Origin of the sequence: Pseudomonas flavocrustae, from assembly GCF_029872515.1 — a bacterium.
Lineage (GTDB): Bacteria > Pseudomonadota > Gammaproteobacteria > Pseudomonadales > Pseudomonadaceae > Chryseomonas > Chryseomonas aestiva.
On record NZ_JAPDIQ010000004.1, the window covers coordinates 273737 to 290934 of the forward strand.

Here is a 17198-nt window from a genome sequence, read left to right on the forward strand (position 1 = left end):
CGGGTCACTGCAAAGGCGTCCTGAGCGGCAGGTGAAGGGCGCGCTCGGCCTTGGATGCGAGCGGGTAAGAATCGCAGGCACAAAAAAACCGGCGCTAGGCCGGTTTCTCTGATTTCCGGATCCCGCAGGATCCGGAAGCTTGTCTTGGTGCCCAGGGACGGAATCGAACCGCCGACACGGGGATTTTCAATCCCCTGCTCTACCAACTGAGCTACCTGGGCAACGGGGCGCATTAAAAGCGTTTCTCGACCTTGTGTCAACAGTGAGCCCAAAAAATATTTAGATTTTTCGGGCGCTTAGCCGTCGACTCAGGCGCTGGGAGGTACGTAACCCTCGGCCTGGGCGTAGTCTTCACCGGACAGGAACTTGTCCATCTCGGCCTGCAGGAACTTGCGATCCTCGGCGTTCATCATGTTCAGCCGGCGCTCGTTGATGAGCATGGTCTGGTGCTTCTGCCACTCTTCCCAGGCCTGCTTGGAGACGTGCTGATAGATGTCTTCGCCCTTGGCGCCGGGATAGGGCGGGCGATCGAGGGCGGGCAGCTCCTGCTTGTGCTTGCGGCACATCACGGTGCGGGTCATGCGGGTTCTCCTTTGAGCGCCTGCTCGGCGCGCTTGAGCAGTTTCTGCACCGGGGCGGCAAGGCCCAGGCGCGGCGGGGAGGCGAGGTTATACCAAAGCCAGTCGCCCTCGGCCACGCGGTGCTGGCGGTGGTCCACCTGTACCAGCCAGGGTTCGATGGCCAGCTGGAAGTGGCTGAAGGTGTGCACCAGGCCGGGCAGCGCCTGACGTTCGTCGATGACCAGGCCCTGGCGTTCGGCGAGGGCTTCGAGCTCGGCCGCATCGGCCACTTCCGGCGGCCCCCAGAGACCGCCCCAGAGACCGGTCGAGGGGCGACGCTGCAGGAGTACGGCATTGGCGTCGTTGACGAACAGCGGCATCAGCGTCTGTCGTTGTGGCAGGGTCTTGCGCGGCTTGGGCGTGAGAAAGGCGGTTTCCTGGCCCTGCAGATGGGCGCGGCAGCCCGGCTTGACCGGACACAGCAGGCAGCTGGGCTTGCTGCGGGTGCAGAGGGTGGCGCCCAGGTCCATCATCGCCTGGGTGTAGGGGCCGACCCGCTCGTGGGGCATCAGGCGATCGGCCACTTCCCACAGGCGGCGGGCCACGGCGGGTTCGCCGGGATAGCCGGCGGTGGCGGTGTAGCGGGCCAGGACGCGTTTGACGTTGCCGTCGAGGATCGGGGCGCGGATGTCCATGCTCAGACTGGCGATGGCGCCGGCGGTGGAGCGGCCGATGCCGGGCAATTCGGCCAGGGCTTCGACGCTGCGGGGGAATTCGCCGCCATGACGCTCCACCACGGTCTTGGCGGCCTTGTGCAGGTTGCGCGCGCGGCTGTAGTAGCCGAGGCCTGTCCAGAGGTGCAGGACCTCGTCTTCCGGAGCCGCGGCCAGCGCCTCGACGGTAGGGAGCGCCTGCATGAAGCGATCGAAATAACCCAGGACGGTGGCGACCTGGGTCTGCTGGAGCATGATCTCCGAGACCCAGACGCGATAGGGCGTCACGCCCTGTTGCCAGGGCAGGTCCTTGCGACCGTGCAGGTCATACCAGGCCAGCACGGCGGTACCAAAGTCGTCATCAGTCATCGACGTTGCAGCAGCCCTCGGATGGCATTCTGGATGTCGGGGCTGATCTTATCACCGAGCTTCTCTTCGATTTTTTCGTTCAGACGATTGCCGGCGGCGCGGGCGACGATCTGGCCCATGGCCTCGCGATCCAGGCGGCAGGCCTTGGCGCCCAGCTCCAGGGGGCCGCGGCACTGCAGGGGCCACTCGATATCCGCATAGCGCTCGCCGACCTGGCAGCCAGGGTCGGAAGCGGCGTTGGTGTCGCCCTGCACGGTGATGCCCAGCCGGTAGTCCAGGCCGAGGGTGCGCAGGTCGATGTCGCCCGCGCCCTTCACCGCAAGGCCGGGCACGCTGACGCTGAGGTCCTGGTTGCGGGCCACGCCGTTGACGATGCTGAGGCTGCCGCTCAACTGGCGGAAGGGGGTGTTCTGGCCGCCATGGGGCAGCTCCAGCGGCTTGCGGTTGAGCAGGGCGATGCCCTGGCACAGCTGGCTTTCGACATTGGCGTCGATCAGCTGGCCGTTGCGCAGGGCGAAGCGCGCGGTACCGCCCAGGTTGTCGATCAGGGTGCGCTGGCTGGCGCCCGAGCTGCGCAGGTCGGCGTCCAGATCGAGCTGGCCTTCCACCGGCGGCTTCTGGCCTTGGGCCTGGAGGATGCGCTCCACCGGTACGCCCTTGATGCGCTCGCGGGCGGTCAGTTGCGGCTGGGCGCCGCGCACGTCGAGGGCGCCGTTGGCTTCGAAGCGACCACCGAAAAGCTCGCCTTCCAGGGCACTGAGCTGCAGTTGGCCGTCAGCGGCCCTGGCCTTGAGGCTGGCGCCCTCGAAGGGCAGGCGATTGAGGGTCAGGTGCTGCAGGCCGAGGTCGACCTCGGCGTCCAGGCTGCGCAGGCGCTCCACCGGCAGCAGGGTTTCCTGACTCCAGGCGTGCTGGGTCGGCGCCTCGGGCAGCGGCGAGTTGCCCTGGGCGGCGATGGCGTCGACCTGGGCGACCTCTTCCTGGCGCGCGCCATTGGCCTGGCGCGCCGCGGCGGCCTTGGCCGGCAGGTAGCGATCCAGGTCCAGGCGATCGCCGCTGAGCTGGATGCGCAAGGCGCGGCGGGCGATGTCGGCGATGGCGACGCGGCCCTTGAGGGTGCTGTCGTCCAGCTGGAAGTTGAAGTCGTCCAGCGCCAGGGCGTTGCGGCTGGCCTGCACCTGGGCATTCATCTCGAAGCGCTGCAGGGTCTTGGTATCGGCCATGGCCGGCAATTCGACGCCGATACTGTCGAGGAAGGCGCGCAAGTCCAGGCGGGCGATGGAGACACGCCCGGCCAGCTGCGGATCGCTCTCCAGGCCGGTCAGCTCGAGATCACCGAGGGCCTTGAGGTCGTTGGCGGTGAGCTTGAGGCTGGTCCACTCGGCGGTCTGGGCGCGGCGGTCGACGGCCAACTGGCCGCTGGCGGAATAGTTGACCAGCTTGCCGTTGAAGGGCTCGCCACTGGCGTCGCCGGTCAGCTGGAGATCATCCAGGGCGTACTGCTGGCTGGCCGGATCGAAGCGGAATTTGCCATTGAGCAGCACGGTGGCGTTGACCGGCGGCTGGGTGGTGTTGGCGGTGCCGGCCAGCTTGATGGGAATGGGCGTGCCGGCGTAGATGGCCCCGGTCTCCAGGTCGATACCCTCGAAGGCATAGCGGGCGCCGTTGCGGGCATCGCTGTATTCGACCCGGGAATTGCGCACGGTCAGGCTCTCGACATTGAGCTTGAGCGGCTGGCGTCCCGTGGTCGACTCGCCCGAGGTACCCGTGGCGGTATCAGCCGGCGCGGCGCCCGGGTCCGCCTTGGGCGCCGGGCGGCCGATCTCGGCCCAGTTGGTGCGACCCTGGTCATCGCGGCTGGCGGTGAGGTCCAGACCGTCGATCTTGATGTCGCTCATCTCCAGGTCGCGGCGCAGCAGCAGCGGCAGCAGGCGGACCGAGAGGATCAGCCGCTGCACCTGCGCCAGCTGTCGATCGGGGGTGGCGGCGCTGGCCAGGGTGGCATCGTGCAGTTCGACGCCCAGCCAGGGGAACAGACTCCAGCCGATATCCCCCTTGAGCTGCAGGTCGACGTTGGCCTTGTCGCGCGCCAGCTGGCGGATCTCGTCCTTGTAGTCGTTGGGATCGACCAGGTGGGTGAGGGCGAAGCCTACGGCGACCAGCAGGAGCAGCAGGCCGACGAGGACGATACCCAGCACTTTGGCGAAAGCTTTCATGACGAGGAAATTCCTGTTCCGACGGGCGATGGCGCGACTGGCCAGTATAGGGGCTCGGTCGCGCCCGATGACATCGAGGTGTCGGCGCTGTGACAGCCGTGGTACTCGCCCGTTTCGTCGGATGGCTGATGCCGCCCGTACCCTGGCAAATGAGCAGGGCTGGCAGTTGGCTAGGGTGCGCTTTAATGTCGCGCACCTCTGGTCGGTTGGCGCCGTTTCTTTGACTCGTTTACGGGGAAGCGTGCAGGGAATGTCCACCGGCCTGGACGCAATACACTAGAAAAGGGCTGAACCCATGAGCACTACTCTCACTGCTGGCGGTGTCGCTTCGGCACGTCCGGCTTTCCTTTCCAAGGAGCGCATCGTCGCCCGGCCCGGTTTCAACCGCTGGCTGGTCCCGCCGGCCGCCCTGGCCATCCACCTGTGCATCGGCATGGCCTACGGCTTCTCGGTCTTCTGGCTGCCGCTGTCCAAGGCGATCGGCATCACCGCCGCCGTGGCCTGCCCGGTGGAAATGGGCTTCTTCGAGCAGATCTTCAGTGCCACCTGTGACTGGAAGATCTCCCAGCTCGGCTGGATCTATACCCTGTTCTTCATCTTCCTCGGCTGCTCGGCCGCCCTGTTCGGTGGCTGGCTGGAACACGCCGGTCCGCGCAAGGCCGGGGTCGTCTCGGCCCTGTGCTGGTGCGGTGGTCTGCTGATCTCCGCACTGGGCATCTATACCCACCAGATCTGGATGCTGTGGCTGGGTTCGGGCGTGATCGGCGGTATCGGTCTGGGCCTTGGCTACATCTCGCCAGTGTCGACCCTGATCAAGTGGTTCCCGGACAAGCGCGGCATGGCGACCGGCATGGCCATCATGGGCTTCGGTGGCGGCGCCATGGTGGGTGCCCCCCTGGCCGACGCCCTGATGCGTCACTTCGCGTCGGCCACCGAAATCGGTGTCTGGCAGACCTTCCTGGTCATGGCGGTGATCTACTTCGTGTTCATGCTGAGCGGTGCCCTGGGCTACCGCGTACCGCCGACCGGCTGGAAGCCCGCGGGCTGGACGCCGTCCACCAAGAAGGCCGGCAGCAACATGATCACCAATCGCCACGTCCACGTGAGCAAGATCTGGGGCATCCCGCAATTCTGGCTGGTCTGGGCCGTGCTCTGCCTGAACGTGACCGCCGGCATCGGCATCATCGGCATGGCCTCGCCGCTGCTGCAGGAAGTCTTCGGTGGCCGTCTGCTGGGCAATGGCCTGGCCTACGGTGAACTCAGCGCCGATCAGCTCAAGCAGATCGCCGCCATCGCCGCCGGCTTCACCGGCCTGCTGAGCCTGTTCAACATCGGCGGTCGTTTCTTCTGGGCGTCCTTCTCCGATTACATCGGCCGCAAGATGACCTATTTCGTCTTCTTCACCCTGGGCTTCGTGCTCTACGCCATCGTGCCCTGGACCGGTCACCTGGGCAGCGTGGCGCTGTTCGTCTTCGCCTTCTGCCTGATCCTGTCCATGTACGGCGGCGGTTTCGCCACCGTGCCGGCCTACCTGGCCGACCTGTTCGGTACCCAGATGGTCGGCGCCATTCACGGTCGCCTGCTCACCGCCTGGGCTGCCGCCGGCGTCTTCGGTCCGGTGCTGGTCAACTACCTGCGCGAGTACCAACTGAGCATGGGCATCCCCCGCGCCCAGGTGTACGACATCACCCTGTACATCCTGGCCGGTCTGCTGGTGCTGGGCTTCATCTGCAACCTGCTGGTGCGTCCGGTCGCCGACAAGCACTTCATGACCGAGGCCGAACTCGCCGTCGAGCGCGCCAATGGCCATGACAGCAACGCCGGCAGCGCTCAGGTGCTGGAGTGGAGCGCCGATCCCAAGACCAAGCCGCTGGCCATCGCCGCCTGGCTGGCCGTGGGCATCCCGCTGGCCTGGGGCATCTGGATCACCCTGCAAAAGACCGCCGCCCTGTTCAGCTGAGTCGCAGCCGAACCGGACGGTAACCGGGCGTCCCCAGGCGGGCGCCCCTCGCGGCGGGACGCCTCGTCCCGCCGCGCTTTCGATCCAGCCCCCGCGCCCCTATAATATCGGCCCTTTCGCCCACCGATTTTCGCGGAGCAGGCTATGGCCGAACGCAAGGCAACCGTCGAGCGCAACACCCTGGAAACCCAGGTCAAGGTATCCCTGGATCTGGACGGCACGGGCGCAGCGCGCTTCGACACCGGGGTCCCCTTCCTCGAGCACATGCTCGACCAGATCGCCCGCCATGGGCTGATCGACCTCGATATCCACTGCCGCGGCGACCTGCACATCGACGACCATCACACGGTTGAAGACATCGGCATCACCCTCGGCCAGGCCTTCGCCAAGGCCGTCGGCGACAAGAAGGGCATCCAGCGCTACGGCCATGCCTATGTGCCCCTGGACGAGGCCCTGTCGCGGGTGGTCATCGACTTCTCCGGCCGGCCCGGACTGCACTGGAACGTGCCCTTCACCCGCGCCACCGTGGGGCGCATGGACGTCGACCTGTTCCTCGAATTCTTCCAGGGCTTCACCAATCACGCCCAGGTGACCCTGCACGTCGACAACCTGCGCGGTGTCAACAGCCACCACCAGATCGAGACAGTGTTCAAGGCCTTTGGCCGCGCCCTGCGCATGGCCCTCAGTGAAGATCCGCGCATGGCCGGTGTCATGCCCTCCACCAAGGGGTGCCTGTGATGCAGACGGTAGCCGTCATCGACTATGGCATGGGCAACCTGCACTCCGTGGCCAAGGCCCTGGAGCACGCCGGTAGCCACCAGGTGCTGGTGACCGGCGATCCCGCGGTGATCCGCGAGGCGGACCGCATCGTGCTGCCCGGCGTCGGCGCCATCCGCGACTGCATGGCCGAGATCCGCCGCCAGGGCATCGATGAACTGGTGCGCGAAGTCAGCCAGGACCGTCCCTTCCTCGGCGTCTGCGTCGGCATGCAGGCGCTGATGCAGCGCAGCGAAGAGAATGGCGGCGTGGACTGCATCGGCCTGTTCCCCGGCGCCGTACGCCGCTTCCCGGGCGGCATGCAGGAAGAGGGCGAGACCCTCAAGGTGCCGCACATGGGCTGGAACGAGGTCAGTCACGTGCTCGACCATCCGCTCTGGCACAGCATCCCTGATCGCGCCCGCTTCTATTTTGTGCACAGCTTCTATGTCGAGGCCGGCAATCCGCGCCAGGTGGTCGGTCGCGGCCATTACGGCCTGGACTTCGCCGCGGCGCTGGCCGACGGCTCGCGCTTCGCCACCCAGTTTCACCCCGAGAAGAGCGCCGACTGCGGTCTGCAGCTCTATGCCAACTTCCTCGCCTGGGACGGCCGCTGGTAATGGCGCGCAAGCCGCCCGCGCCGCTGGTGACGCTCGAGCCCGAGCAGAGCCAGCGCCTGGTCACGGCCTTGCAGACCCTGCTGGACGATCGCTTCGAGGTCCGCCTGGGACGGTTCGAAGTCGAGGAATTGCTGGATTTCTTCGCCCGCGAGTGCGGGCCGCTGTACTACAACAAGGCGGTTGCCGACGTGCAGACCCTGCTCAGGGAGCGTGTCGACAGCCTGGAAAGCGACATCTGGGCGCTGGAAAAGCCCTAGATCGCCCTCACCCCCGAGCCAAGGTATTGCCATGCTGATCATCCCCGCCATCGACCTCAAGGACGGTGCCTGTGTCCGCCTGCGCCAGGGGCGCATGGAAGATTCCACCGTGTTCTCCGACGATCCCGTGGCCATGGCCGCCCAGTGGGTCGACGGCGGCTGCCGCCGGCTGCACCTGGTGGATCTCAACGGCGCCTTCGAAGGCCAGCCGGTCAATGGCGAGGTGGTCACCGCCATCGCCAGGCGCTATCCCGGCCTGCCGATCCAGATCGGCGGCGGCATCCGCTCGCTGGAGACCATCGAGCACTATGTGCGTGCCGGCGTCAGCTACGTGATCATCGGCACCAAGGCGGTCAAGCAGCCGGAATTCGTCGCTGAGGCCTGCCGCGCCTTCCCCGGCAAGGTCATCGTCGGCCTGGATGCCAAGGACGGCTTCGTCGCCACCGACGGCTGGGCCGAGGTCAGCGAGCTGCAGGTCACCGACCTGGCCCGTCGCTTCGAAGCCGACGGCGTCAGCGCCATCGTCTACACCGACATCGCCCGCGACGGCATGATGCAGGGCTGCAACGTGCCGGCCACCCGCGCCCTGGCCGAAGCCACCAGCATCCCGGTGATCGCCTCCGGCGGCATCCACAACCTGGGTGACATCCAGAACCTGCTCGACGCCCGCAGCCCGGGCATCATCGGTGCCATCACCGGCCGCGCGATCTACGAGGGCACCCTCGACGTCGCCGAAGCCCAGGCGCTGTGCGACAACTTCAAGGTCTGAGGACTCAGTCATGGCGCTGGCCAAACGCATCATCCCCTGCCTGGACGTGGACAATGGCCGCGTGGTCAAGGGCGTCAAGTTCGAGAATATCCGCGATGCCGGTGATCCGGTGGAGATCGCCCGCCGCTACAACGAGCAGGGCGCCGACGAGATCACCTTTCTCGACATCACCGCCAGCCACCAGGGCCGCGATACCACCCTGCACACGGTGGAGCGCATGGCCAGCCAGGTGTTCATCCCGCTGACCGTGGGCGGTGGCGTGCGCACCGTGCAGGACATCCGCAACCTGCTCAACGCCGGTGCCGACAAGGTCTCGATCAACACCGCGGCGGTCTTCACCCCGGAGTTCGTCGGTGAAGCCGCGGCACGCTTCGGTTCCCAGTGCATCGTGGTGGCCATCGACGCCAAGTGGGTCAGCGGCCCCGGCGAAACCCCGCGCTGGGAGATCTTCACCCATGGCGGGCGCAAGCCCACCGGCCTCGACGCCGTGGCCTGGGCGCAGAAGATGGAAGGCCTGGGCGCCGGCGAGATCCTGCTCACCAGCATGGACCAGGACGGCATGAAGAACGGCTTCGACCTGGGGGTGACCCGCGCCGTCAGCGAGGCGGTGGGCATCCCGGTGATCGCCTCCGGCGGCGTCGGCAATCTGCAGCACCTGGCCGACGGCATTCTCGAAGGCAAGGCCTCTGCGGTGCTGGCCGCGAGCATCTTCCATTTCGGCGAATGCACCATTCCCGAGGCTAAACGGTACCTGGCCGAAAAAGGGATTGTGATACGCTCCACAAAATCTTAAGCACCGGCGGTGCCGGCAGGGAGAGGGGCGTGCGCAAGGGAATCTGGGCCTGCTTGGCCGGTTTGCTGCTGGTATCCACCGCGGTCAGGGCGGAGCTTCCGGCGGGTTATCAGCTGACGCTGCTGACGGAAAACTTCCCGCCCTACAACTTCTCCGTCGATGGCAAGAACTTCGCCCGCGAGGGCGAGCTCAAGGGCATCGCCGTCGACATGGTCCGCGAGATGTGCAAGCGGGCCGGCATCTCCTACAACCTCACCCTGAGATTTCCCTGGGAGCGGATCTACGGCATGGCCTTGGATCAGCCCGACCACGGCGTCTTCGTCACCGCCCGGCTGCCGGAGCGCGAGGGCCTGTTCAAATGGGTCGGTCCCATCGGCCCGGACGACTGGGTCCTGCTCGGTCGCGCCGACAGCCACCTGCAGCTGCGCAGCCTCGACGACGTCCGCAAGCAGCAGCTCAAGATCGGCGCCTACAAGGGCGACGCCATAGCCGAAAGTCTCGTCCAGCAGGGCTTCCAGCCGGATCTTGCACTGCGCGATCAGGAAAACGTGCAGCGCCTGGTCAAGGGACAGATCGATGTCTGGGCCACTGGAGATCCCGCCGGTCGCTACCTGGCCCGCCAGGAAGACGTGACCGGACTCAAGATGCTGCTGCGCTTCAACAGCGGCGAGCTGTTCCTGGCGCTGAACAAGCAGACCCCCGACGAGGTGGTACAGAAGCTGCAGAAGGCCCTCGACGAGATGCGCCAGAGCGGCGCGGTTCAGACCATCTTCAATCGTTATCTGTGATCCCGGCGGGCCGAGCGATCGGCGCGGACGGTCGCCTGAGGAGAGAGCTATGCGCAAGTCCTGGTTGGCCATCGCCGCCGTGCTGTTGAGTTGCACCCTCGGCCTGGGGACAGCCCGGGCGGAATTGCCAGCGGGCTATCGCGTGGTGCTGCTGACCGAGAACTTCCCGCCCTTCAACATGGCGGTGGACGACAAGAACTTCGCGCGTGACGATGCCATCGACGGCATCAGCGCCGATCTGGTGCGCGAGATGTTCAAGCGCGCCGGGATCGACTACAACCTCTCGCTGCGCTTTCCCTGGGATCGCATCTACAACCTGACCCTGGAAAGCCCCAACTACGCGCTGTTCTCCGTGTCGCGCACCGAGTCCAGGCTGCCGCTGTTCAAGTGGGTCGGCCCGCTGGGCAAGACCCGCAAGGTGTTCATGGCGCTGTCCGGCAGCACCCTCAAGGTGCCGGACCTGGCCACGGCAGCCCGGCTGCGCGTCGGTGCCTACAAGAATTCCGCCGTGAGCCTGATGATTCAGGAAAAGGGCATCGTCCCCATCGACGCCCTGCGTGATCAGGAGAACATCGCCAAGTTGCAGAAGGGCGAGATCGACGTCTGGGCCACCACCGACGTGGTCGCCCGCTACCTGGCCAAGCAGCAGGGCGTCAGCAACCTGCAGACCCTGCTCAGCTTCCAGGAATCCGACCTCTACCTGGCCCTGAACAAGGACACCCCCGACGAGGTGGTGACCCGCCTGCAGCAGGCCCTGGATGCCATGCGCCGCGAAGGCCTGGTCGACAGCATCACCAACAACTATCTCTAGTGCGGCGCCGCGTGGCGGGCGCCTGGCGAGTTGCGCTGGAGGTAAGCATTCGCCAGCGTCCTGTCTGGACGCGAGGTACCAGGGATTCCGCATGGCCCCGGCAGCTGGATGGGGCCGCGAAGCCTTGAGGATCGCGGTGAGGTCAGCCGCAGTGAGCGCTGAACGTTGTAAAGGGATACTCGACGAAACCTCGGAAATGCGGCCTTGCGTCGCCAGGGAGTTGTAATGCAAAAGCTGTGGTTGCGTCTTGCAGGGGTACTGCTGGGTTGCACGCTGGGCTTGACCCAGGCCCGTGCCGAGCTGCCGGATTACTATCAGGTCGTGCTCCTGACCGAGAATTACCCTCCCTTCAACATGTCGGTCGATGACAAGAACTTCGCCCGCGATGACGCCATCGACGGTATCGCCACCGATGTCGTCCGCGAGATGTTCAGGCGTGCGGGCATCAAGTACAGCCTTTCGCTGCGCTTCCCCTGGGATCGCATCTATCGGCTGACCCAGGAGACGCCCAACTACGGACTCTTCTCCGTCGCCTACACCGAGGCGCGCAAGGATCAGTTCAAATGGGTGGGACCCTTCGGCCGTTCGAGCTGGACCCTGCAGGCGCTGCCGGGCAGCAAGCTGGACATCAAGACGCTCAAGGACGCCGCCCGCTATCGCATCGGTGCCTATCGCAACGATGTGATCAGCAAGACGCTGACCGCCCAGGGCATTCCGGTCATCGACGCCCTGCGTGATCAGGAAAACGTCGACAAACTGGTGAAAGGCCAGATCGATATCTGGGCTACCGCCGATCCCGTCGGCCGCTATCTCGCCAAGCAGCAGGGGGTGACCGGCTTGCAGACGCTGCTTCGCTTCAACGAGGTGGATCAGTATCTGGCGCTGAACAAGGACACGCCTGACGAAGTGGTGACACGCCTGAAGGCGGCCCTGGAACAGATGCGCAGGGAAGGGGTGATCGACAGCATCACCAACAACTACCTCTGATGCCTGGAAGCCGTCCGCCGGTCGCTAGCGATAGCGACCGCTGCGGCCGTGCCCGGGCATGGCCTGGTTGGCGCGCAGGGCGATCATCTGCGGCAGGTCGATGACTTCCACGCCCTGGGCCTTGAGCAGGGGCAACTGCTGGGCCAGCACCGCCAGGGTTGCCGGGTGCGGATGGCCGATCAGCACCGCGCTGCCCTGGCGCTGGGCCAGCCGCACGCCTTCGGCCAGCTGGGCCGCCACCGCCGCCGGAGTGGCGTCGTTGTCGAGAAAGACATCGCGCGAGACGCTGGCCAAGCCGATCTTCTGGGCTTCCGCCGCGGCCACGGTGGCAGCGCTGGTGCGGCTGTCGAGAAACAGCAGGTGACGCTCCTGCAGGACCTGCATCAACTCGGCCATGGCCGGTCGGTCCGCGGTCATGCGACTGCCTTCGTGATTGTTTACCCCATCCGCCTCGGGTACCCGCTCCAGCGCCCGGTCCAGGCGTTGCAGGCGTTCGGCCGAAGACATCTCCGGATGCCATGCATAGGGACCGCCGGCCGGGTCCATGGGCAGGTGCAGCAGCACGGTGCGTCCGGCACGGTGGGCCGCGGCGGCCAGTTCGGCGGCGTAGCGGGTCTCGGGGATGATCGCCAGGACCACCGGCGCGGGCAGCGCCAGGACCTGTCGGTCCCGGGCCGGATTCTGCCCGAGGTCGTCGATGACGATGGTCAGCTGCGCGGTGGCGGCCTGGGCAAGCGTGCCGACCAGGGCGAGCGCCCCGGCCAGTAGCCAGCGTCCAGCCCTCACGGGGTATGGGTGACGTTGAGTCCCTTGAGCAGCGACAGCGCCTGGGAGAGCTGGAAGTCGTCATCCTGCGGCCGTGGACTCTGGTTCGGCGCCTTGCTGCCGGTAGGCCGATCGGCGCCGCCATTGCCATTGCCCAGGTGACCGGCCAGATCGGCTTCGCGGAAGTATTCGTCGCCACCGCTCTGCGGGGTGACCTTGGCCGGCGCCACGGCGATGTCCGGAGTGATGCCCTGGGCCTGGATGGAGCGGCCGCTCGGCGTGTAGTAGAGCGCCGTGGTGAGCTTGAGCGCCCGGTCGTTGTTGAGCGGCAGCACCGTCTGCACCGAACCCTTGCCGAAGCTGTCGGTGCCCATGAGGATGCCGCGCTTGGAATCCTGCAGGGCGCCGGCGACGATCTCGGCGGCCGAGGCGCTGCCGCCGTTGATCAGCACCACCAGGGGCACCTTCTCGCTGGGATCGGCGGCATCGGCCGAGAAGCGCAATTCGGAATTGGGCAGGCGGCCCTTGGTGTAGACGATCAGGCCGTGGGTCATGAAGGCATCGGCCACCTCGACCGCCGACTGCAGCACCCCGCCCGGGTTGTTTCTCAGGTCGAGGATCAGGCCCTTGAGCTTGCCCTTGTTTTCCTGACGCAGCTTGGCGAGAGCCTTGACCGTCTCTTCGCCGGTATTCACCTGGAACTGTGAGATGCGCAGCAGGCCGTAGCCGGATTCGAGCAGCTGGCTCTTGACGCTGTTGACCTTGATCACCGCCCGCGCCAGCTTGACGTCGAATGGCTGGCCGCCACCGCGGACGATGGTCAGCACGATGGGGCTGCCCGGCTTGCCGCGCATCTTATCGACCGCTTCGTTGATGGCCTGGCCCTTGGTCGGCTGGCCGTCGATCTTGACGATCAGATCGCCCGGTTGCAGGCGCGCCTTGGCCGCCGGGGTGTCGTCGATGGGCGAGACCACCTTGATGAAGCCGTTCTCCTGGCCGACTTCCAGGCCCAGACCGCCGAATTCACCGCTGGTAGTTTCCTGCAGTTCGGCGAAGTCTTTGGGTTCCAGGTAGGCGGAATGCGGATCCAGGTTGCTGAGCATGCCCTTGATGGCGTTTTCCAGCAGGACCTTGTCCGACACCGGCTCCACATAGGCCGCCTTGATGCGGTCGAACACCTCGGCAAAGGTGCGCAGCTCGTCCAGCGGCAGCGGAGCGCTGGCCGGGGCCGCGGGCGCGGCGCCCGGTGCGACCGGCGTCACCGCAGCCGGCGTGCTCTGCGGCGATTGCGCCTGGACGACTCCGACGCCGCTGAACAGCAGGGCGAGGACCAGGACGGTGGGACGAAAGCGATGCGGCATGTGCAGCTCCTAAACCGAGGTGTGTCGCACTATCCCTGAGCACGGCACCAGATGACCGGGTCCGTCGGGCGGCCCTGTTGGCGGATGGCGAAGTACAAGGCGGAGGCTTCCTGACCGCCGCTGGCGCCGACGGTCGCGATGGCATCCCCGGCCTTGACCACGTCACCCGCAGACTTGAGCAGGCTCTGATTATGTCCGTACAGGCTGAGATAGCCATTCCCATGATCGATGATAACCAGCTGGCCGGCGCCTCTTAGCCAGTCGGCGAAGACCACTCGGCCGTCGTGCACTGCCTTGACCCGGGTGCCGGCCCCGGCCGCGATCAGGACACCGTCCCATTTCGCGCGGGGGTCGTCACCGCGGGCACTGCCGAAGCGGGCCACCAGACGGCCATCGACCGGCCAGGGCAGCTTGCCGCGGGCATTGGCGAAGGCGCCGCCATAGGCAGGTGCTGCACTAGACACCGCCAGCTCCGGGGCGTTCGAGGGGCGCGGGGCTTTCGGCTCGCTTTGCGCCTGGCGCCGTGCCGCTTCCCGCGCCTGGGCGGCGCGGGCTTCGGCCAGTTGTCGCTGCCGGGCTTCCTCGGCTTCGCGGGCCTGGCGCGCGAGGGTTTCCTCGATGGTCTTGAGCACCTTGTTCAGCGCTGCCTGATCCTGCTCGCGGTTCTCGATCTCGCGACTCTTGTCGCGGTAGTCCGCGTTGATCTTGGCCAACGCCGCCTGGCGCTCCTTGCGCACCTCGGCGAGCTCCGCCTGCCGCTTTTCCAGGTCTTCGCGGCGGGCGACCAGGTCGCCCTGTTCCTGCTGGATGCCCTGTTCCACCTCGCGCAACTCGCGCAGGGTGTCGTTGAAGCTGGCGAGCTGATCCAGGCGGGTGCGATTCAGGTAGTTGTAGTAGGTGAGGGTGCGGCTGACCTTTTCCGGATGCTCCTGGTTGAGCAGCAGCTTGAGGTATTCCTGGCGGCCGCTCTGGTAGGCGGCGCGCACCTGCACGGCGATCAGCTGTTGTTGCTCAGCGCGAGACTGGTCGAGCTTCTTCTTGCGCCCGTCCAGCTCTTGCAGCTTTTTTTCGCCGTTCTCCAGCTGCTTCTGCAGCGAGTCGACCTGCTTTTCCAGCTCGCCCATCTGGGTCTCGGTGCCCTGCAGCTGCTTCTGCACGCCGGACTTTTCGGCCTGCACCTGCTTGAGGACCTTCTGCATCTCCTGGATTTCCCGGCGGGTCTGCTCGATCTGCCGCTGGGTATCGGCGCGGTCGTCGGCCAGGGCGGGAGCGAGAACGCTGGCAAGCAGGAGAAGGGCGAGAACACGGCGCATGCGAGGTCGTACGTTTCTAGGGCGAAGCGCCTAGTATGCCCGTCACATCCGGCAAAAAAAACGGCAAGGTACGCCGTTCAGCGTTCACAGCCCGACCAGGCGGCCAGGCTGCGAACGAGAGGGCATTTCTACTTCAATAGCCGACGGTGAAGCGGGTGCGGTGATGAGCGGGCCGTTCGACCTCGTCCAGCAGGGCCACGGCGAAGTCCTCGTAGGAGATATGACTGTCGCCGGCCGCGTCGAACAGCAGGGCATCGTCGTCCAGGCGGAACCGCCCGGTACGGGTGCCGGGCGCGAAGACCATCTGCGGGCTGACGAAGACCCAGTCGAGGTCGCTCACCGTGCGCAAGATGTCCAGGGTAGCGATGCCGGCTCCGGCTTCGCTGCGGTATTCAGCGGGAAAGGCTGGCGCATCGAACAGCCGCGAGCCGTCCGGCAGATTCAGGCTGGCGGCGCCGCCAACGATCAGCAGCCGCGGAATGCCGGTGGCGCGGGCGAAGTCGACCAGGGCGCTCGGCGCGAGGTCGGCGAATCTCAGGCTGCTGATCAGCACCTCATGACCGGCCAGGGCCGGGGCGGCCTGCAGATCGGTGACATCACCGGCGACCACCGTCAGGTCGGGCCGCGCCGCCAGGCGCGCGGGATTCCGTACCAGGGCGGTGACCCGGTGGCCGCGGGAGAGGGCTTCGTCGAGCAGGCGGCTGCCGACGTTGCCGGTGGCGCCGAGCAGGGCGATGGAGGTCATGGCTGGATTCCTCGGAAGTGAAGGGAAGCCAAGCCTAGGCAGAGCCGCGGAAGCCGCCAAGGAGGCAGTTCGAGATGAGCTGGTTACCTGCGGATAACCCGGGGCCGGCGAGGGTATGGCGCCATCGGGGGGCTGTGTATACTGGCCAGCATTTTTAGCCCTCCTTGGATAGCTCTTTCATTATGGAATTTATCGGTCGGGCGGTTGAATTCGCCACCCATCATCCGCTTCTCGTCGCCGCCTTCCTCGCCATCGTCGCCCTGATGCTGTTCAACGAGACCCGTCGTGGCGGGCGCAGCCTGTCCACCGGCGAACTCACCAACCTGCTCAACCGCGAGCAGGGCGTGGTCCTCGATATCCGTCCGAGCAAGGACTTCGCCGCCGGGCATATCGTCGGCGCGCTGAACATCGCTCAGGAGAAAGTCGCCAGCAGCCTGTCTCTACTGGAGAAGCACAAGGCCAAGACCCTGATCGTGGTGGACAGCGCCGGCCAGCAAGCCGGCGCCGTGTGCGGCGATCTGCAGAAGGCCGGCTTCACCGCCGCCCGGCTGAACGGCGGCATCGCCACCTGGCGTGCAGAGAATCTGCCCCTGGTGAAGTGAACCCCTAGCGTGGCCGCCCCATCGGCCACTGGAGACCGCGCATGTCTGACGTCGTCATCTATACCAGTGCCTGGTGTCCCTATTGCCATCGAGCCAAGCACCTGCTCGATCGCAAGAACGTGGCCTACCGGGAAGTCTCCGTCGACGGCCAGCCGGCGCTGCGCAGCGAGATGGCCCGCAAGGCCGGTCGCACCAGCGTGCCGCAGATCTGGGTCGGCAGCACCCACGTCGGCGGTTGCGACGAGCTCTATGCCCTAGACCGAAGCGGACGTCTCGATCCGCTGCTGTCCGCCTGACCAACACTCACAACTCAAGGCCCTACCATGACCGACCAAGCCAATGGCGCCCAGGAAGACGGCGCTCAGTTCTCCCTGCAGCGCATCTACATCCGCGACCTGTCCTTCGAGGCGCCCAAGAGCCCCGAGATCTTCCGTCAGGACTGGCAGCCCAACGTCAACCTGGACCTGGCCACCCGCCAGAAGACCCTGGGCGACGACTTCCACGAAGTGGTGCTGACCCTGACCGTGACCGTCAAGAACAACGAAGAGACCGCCTTCATCGCCGAAGTGCAGCAGGGTGGCATCTTCCTGATCAAGGGCCTGGACGCCGCCTCCATGGCCCATGCCCTGGGCGCCTTCTGCCCCAACATCCTGTTCCCCTACGCCCGTGAGGCGCTGGACAACATGGTGGTGCGTGGCTCCTTCCCCGCGCTGATGCTGCAGCCGGTGAATTTCGACGCCCTCTACGCCCAGGAACTGGCGCGTATGCAGACCGCCGGCGAAGCCTGATCGGCGCCGCGCGGTACCGGACGCC

19 protein-coding genes and 1 tRNA gene are annotated in these 17198 nt (G+C 66.2%); 12 read left to right on the forward strand and 8 right to left on the reverse strand.

Features of this window, described 5'->3' with window-relative positions; genetic code table 11:
• Positions 1-145: 145 nt before the first annotated feature.
• The 4 genes from OMP44_RS11820 to OMP44_RS11835 all read right to left on the reverse strand — a co-directional run bounded on the left by OMP44_RS11820 (position 146) and on the right by OMP44_RS11835 (position 3858).
• A tRNA-Phe gene (locus tag OMP44_RS11820) sits at positions 146-221 on the reverse strand.
• An 87-nt stretch (positions 222-308) separates the two neighbouring features.
• Complete coding sequence (locus OMP44_RS11825) at positions 309-581, reverse strand: oxidative damage protection protein (protein ID WP_017639567.1); 273 nt, start codon at positions 579-581, stop codon at positions 309-311.
• Positions 578-1642 carry an A/G-specific adenine glycosylase gene (gene mutY, locus OMP44_RS11830; protein ID WP_280308302.1) on the reverse strand — a complete coding sequence of 355 codons (1065 nt, stop codon included), beginning with the start codon at positions 1640-1642 and terminating at the stop codon, positions 578-580. The genes OMP44_RS11825 and mutY overlap by 4 nt, the downstream gene beginning before the upstream one ends.
• On the reverse strand, positions 1639-3858 hold the full coding sequence (locus OMP44_RS11835; RefSeq protein ID WP_280308304.1) for an AsmA family protein: 2220 nt from the start codon (positions 3856-3858) through the stop codon (positions 1639-1641). Before OMP44_RS11835 ends, mutY begins: the two co-directional genes overlap by 4 nt.
• A gap of 295 nt (positions 3859-4153) precedes the next feature.
• Between OMP44_RS11835 and OMP44_RS11840 the strand changes: the two genes are divergently transcribed.
• The 9 genes from OMP44_RS11840 (at position 4154) to OMP44_RS11880 (ending at position 11599) form a co-directional block, all read left to right on the forward strand.
• The gene (locus OMP44_RS11840) at positions 4154-5818 is read left to right on the forward strand and encodes an OFA family MFS transporter (RefSeq protein WP_133861991.1); all 1665 of its coding nucleotides are present in this window, start codon (positions 4154-4156) and stop codon (positions 5816-5818) included.
• Between the two features lie 144 nt (positions 5819-5962).
• A complete protein-coding gene (hisB, locus tag OMP44_RS11845; RefSeq protein ID WP_058768514.1) occupies positions 5963-6556 on the forward strand; it encodes an imidazoleglycerol-phosphate dehydratase HisB in 594 nt (197 codons plus the stop codon).
• A complete protein-coding gene (gene hisH, locus OMP44_RS11850) occupies positions 6556-7194 on the forward strand; it encodes an imidazole glycerol phosphate synthase subunit HisH (RefSeq protein ID WP_183632598.1) in 639 nt (212 codons plus the stop codon). Before hisB ends, hisH begins: the two co-directional genes overlap by 1 nt.
• Complete coding sequence (locus tag OMP44_RS11855; protein ID WP_007159788.1) at positions 7194-7451, forward strand: DUF2164 domain-containing protein; 258 nt, start codon at positions 7194-7196, stop codon at positions 7449-7451. Before hisH ends, OMP44_RS11855 begins: the two co-directional genes overlap by 1 nt.
• Before the next feature lie 31 nt (positions 7452-7482).
• Positions 7483-8220, forward strand: coding sequence for a 1-(5-phosphoribosyl)-5-[(5-phosphoribosylamino)methylideneamino]imidazole-4-carboxamide isomerase (hisA, locus tag OMP44_RS11860; RefSeq protein ID WP_007159787.1), 738 nt, complete (start codon positions 7483-7485; stop codon positions 8218-8220).
• 10 nt (positions 8221-8230) lie between these two features.
• On the forward strand, positions 8231-9013 hold the full coding sequence (gene hisF / locus OMP44_RS11865) for an imidazole glycerol phosphate synthase subunit HisF (protein ID WP_280308318.1): 783 nt from the start codon (positions 8231-8233) through the stop codon (positions 9011-9013).
• A 29-nt stretch (positions 9014-9042) separates the two neighbouring features.
• Complete coding sequence (locus OMP44_RS11870; RefSeq protein ID WP_280308320.1) at positions 9043-9801, forward strand: substrate-binding periplasmic protein; 759 nt, start codon at positions 9043-9045, stop codon at positions 9799-9801.
• Positions 9802-9850: 49 nt separating this feature from the next.
• Positions 9851-10612, forward strand: coding sequence for a substrate-binding periplasmic protein (locus OMP44_RS11875; protein ID WP_064306835.1), 762 nt, complete (start codon positions 9851-9853; stop codon positions 10610-10612).
• A gap of 225 nt (positions 10613-10837) precedes the next feature.
• A complete protein-coding gene (locus OMP44_RS11880) occupies positions 10838-11599 on the forward strand; it encodes a substrate-binding periplasmic protein (RefSeq protein WP_133861985.1) in 762 nt (253 codons plus the stop codon).
• Positions 11600-11623: 24 nt separating this feature from the next.
• On the opposite strand, the gene OMP44_RS11885 is transcribed toward OMP44_RS11880, so the two are convergent.
• The 4 genes from OMP44_RS11885 to OMP44_RS11900 form a co-directional block, all read right to left on the reverse strand.
• A complete protein-coding gene (locus OMP44_RS11885) occupies positions 11624-12385 on the reverse strand; it encodes a divergent polysaccharide deacetylase family protein (RefSeq protein WP_133861984.1) in 762 nt (253 codons plus the stop codon).
• A complete protein-coding gene (locus OMP44_RS11890; RefSeq protein WP_007159780.1) occupies positions 12382-13725 on the reverse strand; it encodes a S41 family peptidase in 1344 nt (447 codons plus the stop codon). The genes OMP44_RS11885 and OMP44_RS11890 overlap by 4 nt, the downstream gene beginning before the upstream one ends.
• Positions 13726-13754: 29 nt before the next feature.
• Positions 13755-15038, reverse strand: a complete 1284-nt coding sequence (locus OMP44_RS11895; protein ID WP_133861982.1) for a murein hydrolase activator EnvC family protein — start codon at positions 15036-15038, stop codon at positions 13755-13757.
• A gap of 133 nt (positions 15039-15171) precedes the next feature.
• Positions 15172-15783, reverse strand: coding sequence for an NAD(P)-dependent oxidoreductase (locus OMP44_RS11900; RefSeq protein ID WP_280308327.1), 612 nt, complete (start codon positions 15781-15783; stop codon positions 15172-15174).
• Between the two features lie 182 nt (positions 15784-15965).
• Between OMP44_RS11900 and OMP44_RS11905 the strand changes: the two genes are divergently transcribed.
• The 3 genes from OMP44_RS11905 to secB are packed head-to-tail and all read left to right on the forward strand — an operon-like array spanning position 15966 to position 17173.
• A complete protein-coding gene (locus OMP44_RS11905) occupies positions 15966-16385 on the forward strand; it encodes a rhodanese-like domain-containing protein (RefSeq protein ID WP_133861980.1) in 420 nt (139 codons plus the stop codon).
• Positions 16386-16426: 41 nt separating this feature from the next.
• Positions 16427-16681, forward strand: coding sequence for a glutaredoxin 3 (gene grxC, locus OMP44_RS11910; protein WP_133861979.1), 255 nt, complete (start codon positions 16427-16429; stop codon positions 16679-16681).
• A 27-nt stretch (positions 16682-16708) separates the two neighbouring features.
• Positions 16709-17173 carry a protein-export chaperone SecB gene (gene secB, locus OMP44_RS11915; RefSeq protein WP_007159775.1) on the forward strand — a complete coding sequence of 155 codons (465 nt, stop codon included), beginning with the start codon at positions 16709-16711 and terminating at the stop codon, positions 17171-17173.
• Positions 17174-17198 lie beyond the last annotated feature (25 nt).

Bases quoted from the DNA above. Each gene is read 5' to 3' on its own strand.
- OMP44_RS11835 (WP_280308304.1), bottom strand. From the start codon at position 3,858: ATGAAAGCTTTCGCCAAAGTGCTGGGTATCGTCCTCGTCGGCCTGCTG.
- hisH (WP_183632598.1), top strand. From the start codon at position 6,556: ATGCAGACGGTAGCCGTCATCGACTATGGCATGGGCAACCTGCACTCC.
- OMP44_RS11875 (WP_064306835.1), top strand. From the start codon at position 9,851: ATGCGCAAGTCCTGGTTGGCCATCGCCGCCGTGCTGTTGAGTTGCACC.
- OMP44_RS11890 (WP_007159780.1), bottom strand. From the start codon at position 13,725: ATGCCGCATCGCTTTCGTCCCACCGTCCTGGTCCTCGCCCTGCTGTTC.
- OMP44_RS11880 (WP_133861985.1), top strand. From the start codon at position 10,838: ATGCAAAAGCTGTGGTTGCGTCTTGCAGGGGTACTGCTGGGTTGCACG.
- secB (WP_007159775.1), top strand. From the start codon at position 16,709: ATGACCGACCAAGCCAATGGCGCCCAGGAAGACGGCGCTCAGTTCTCC.
- OMP44_RS11825 (WP_017639567.1), bottom strand. From the start codon at position 581: ATGACCCGCACCGTGATGTGCCGCAAGCACAAGCAGGAGCTGCCCGCC.
- mutY (WP_280308302.1), bottom strand. From the start codon at position 1,642: ATGACTGATGACGACTTTGGTACCGCCGTGCTGGCCTGGTATGACCTG.
- OMP44_RS11905 (WP_133861980.1), top strand. From the start codon at position 15,966: ATGGAATTTATCGGTCGGGCGGTTGAATTCGCCACCCATCATCCGCTT.
- OMP44_RS11855 (WP_007159788.1), top strand. From the start codon at position 7,194: ATGGCGCGCAAGCCGCCCGCGCCGCTGGTGACGCTCGAGCCCGAGCAG.
- grxC (WP_133861979.1), top strand. From the start codon at position 16,427: ATGTCTGACGTCGTCATCTATACCAGTGCCTGGTGTCCCTATTGCCAT.
- OMP44_RS11840 (WP_133861991.1), top strand. From the start codon at position 4,154: ATGAGCACTACTCTCACTGCTGGCGGTGTCGCTTCGGCACGTCCGGCT.
- OMP44_RS11900 (WP_280308327.1), bottom strand. From the start codon at position 15,783: ATGACCTCCATCGCCCTGCTCGGCGCCACCGGCAACGTCGGCAGCCGC.
- hisA (WP_007159787.1), top strand. From the start codon at position 7,483: ATGCTGATCATCCCCGCCATCGACCTCAAGGACGGTGCCTGTGTCCGC.
- OMP44_RS11895 (WP_133861982.1), bottom strand. From the start codon at position 15,038: ATGCGCCGTGTTCTCGCCCTTCTCCTGCTTGCCAGCGTTCTCGCTCCC.
- hisB (WP_058768514.1), top strand. From the start codon at position 5,963: ATGGCCGAACGCAAGGCAACCGTCGAGCGCAACACCCTGGAAACCCAG.
- hisF (WP_280308318.1), top strand. From the start codon at position 8,231: ATGGCGCTGGCCAAACGCATCATCCCCTGCCTGGACGTGGACAATGGC.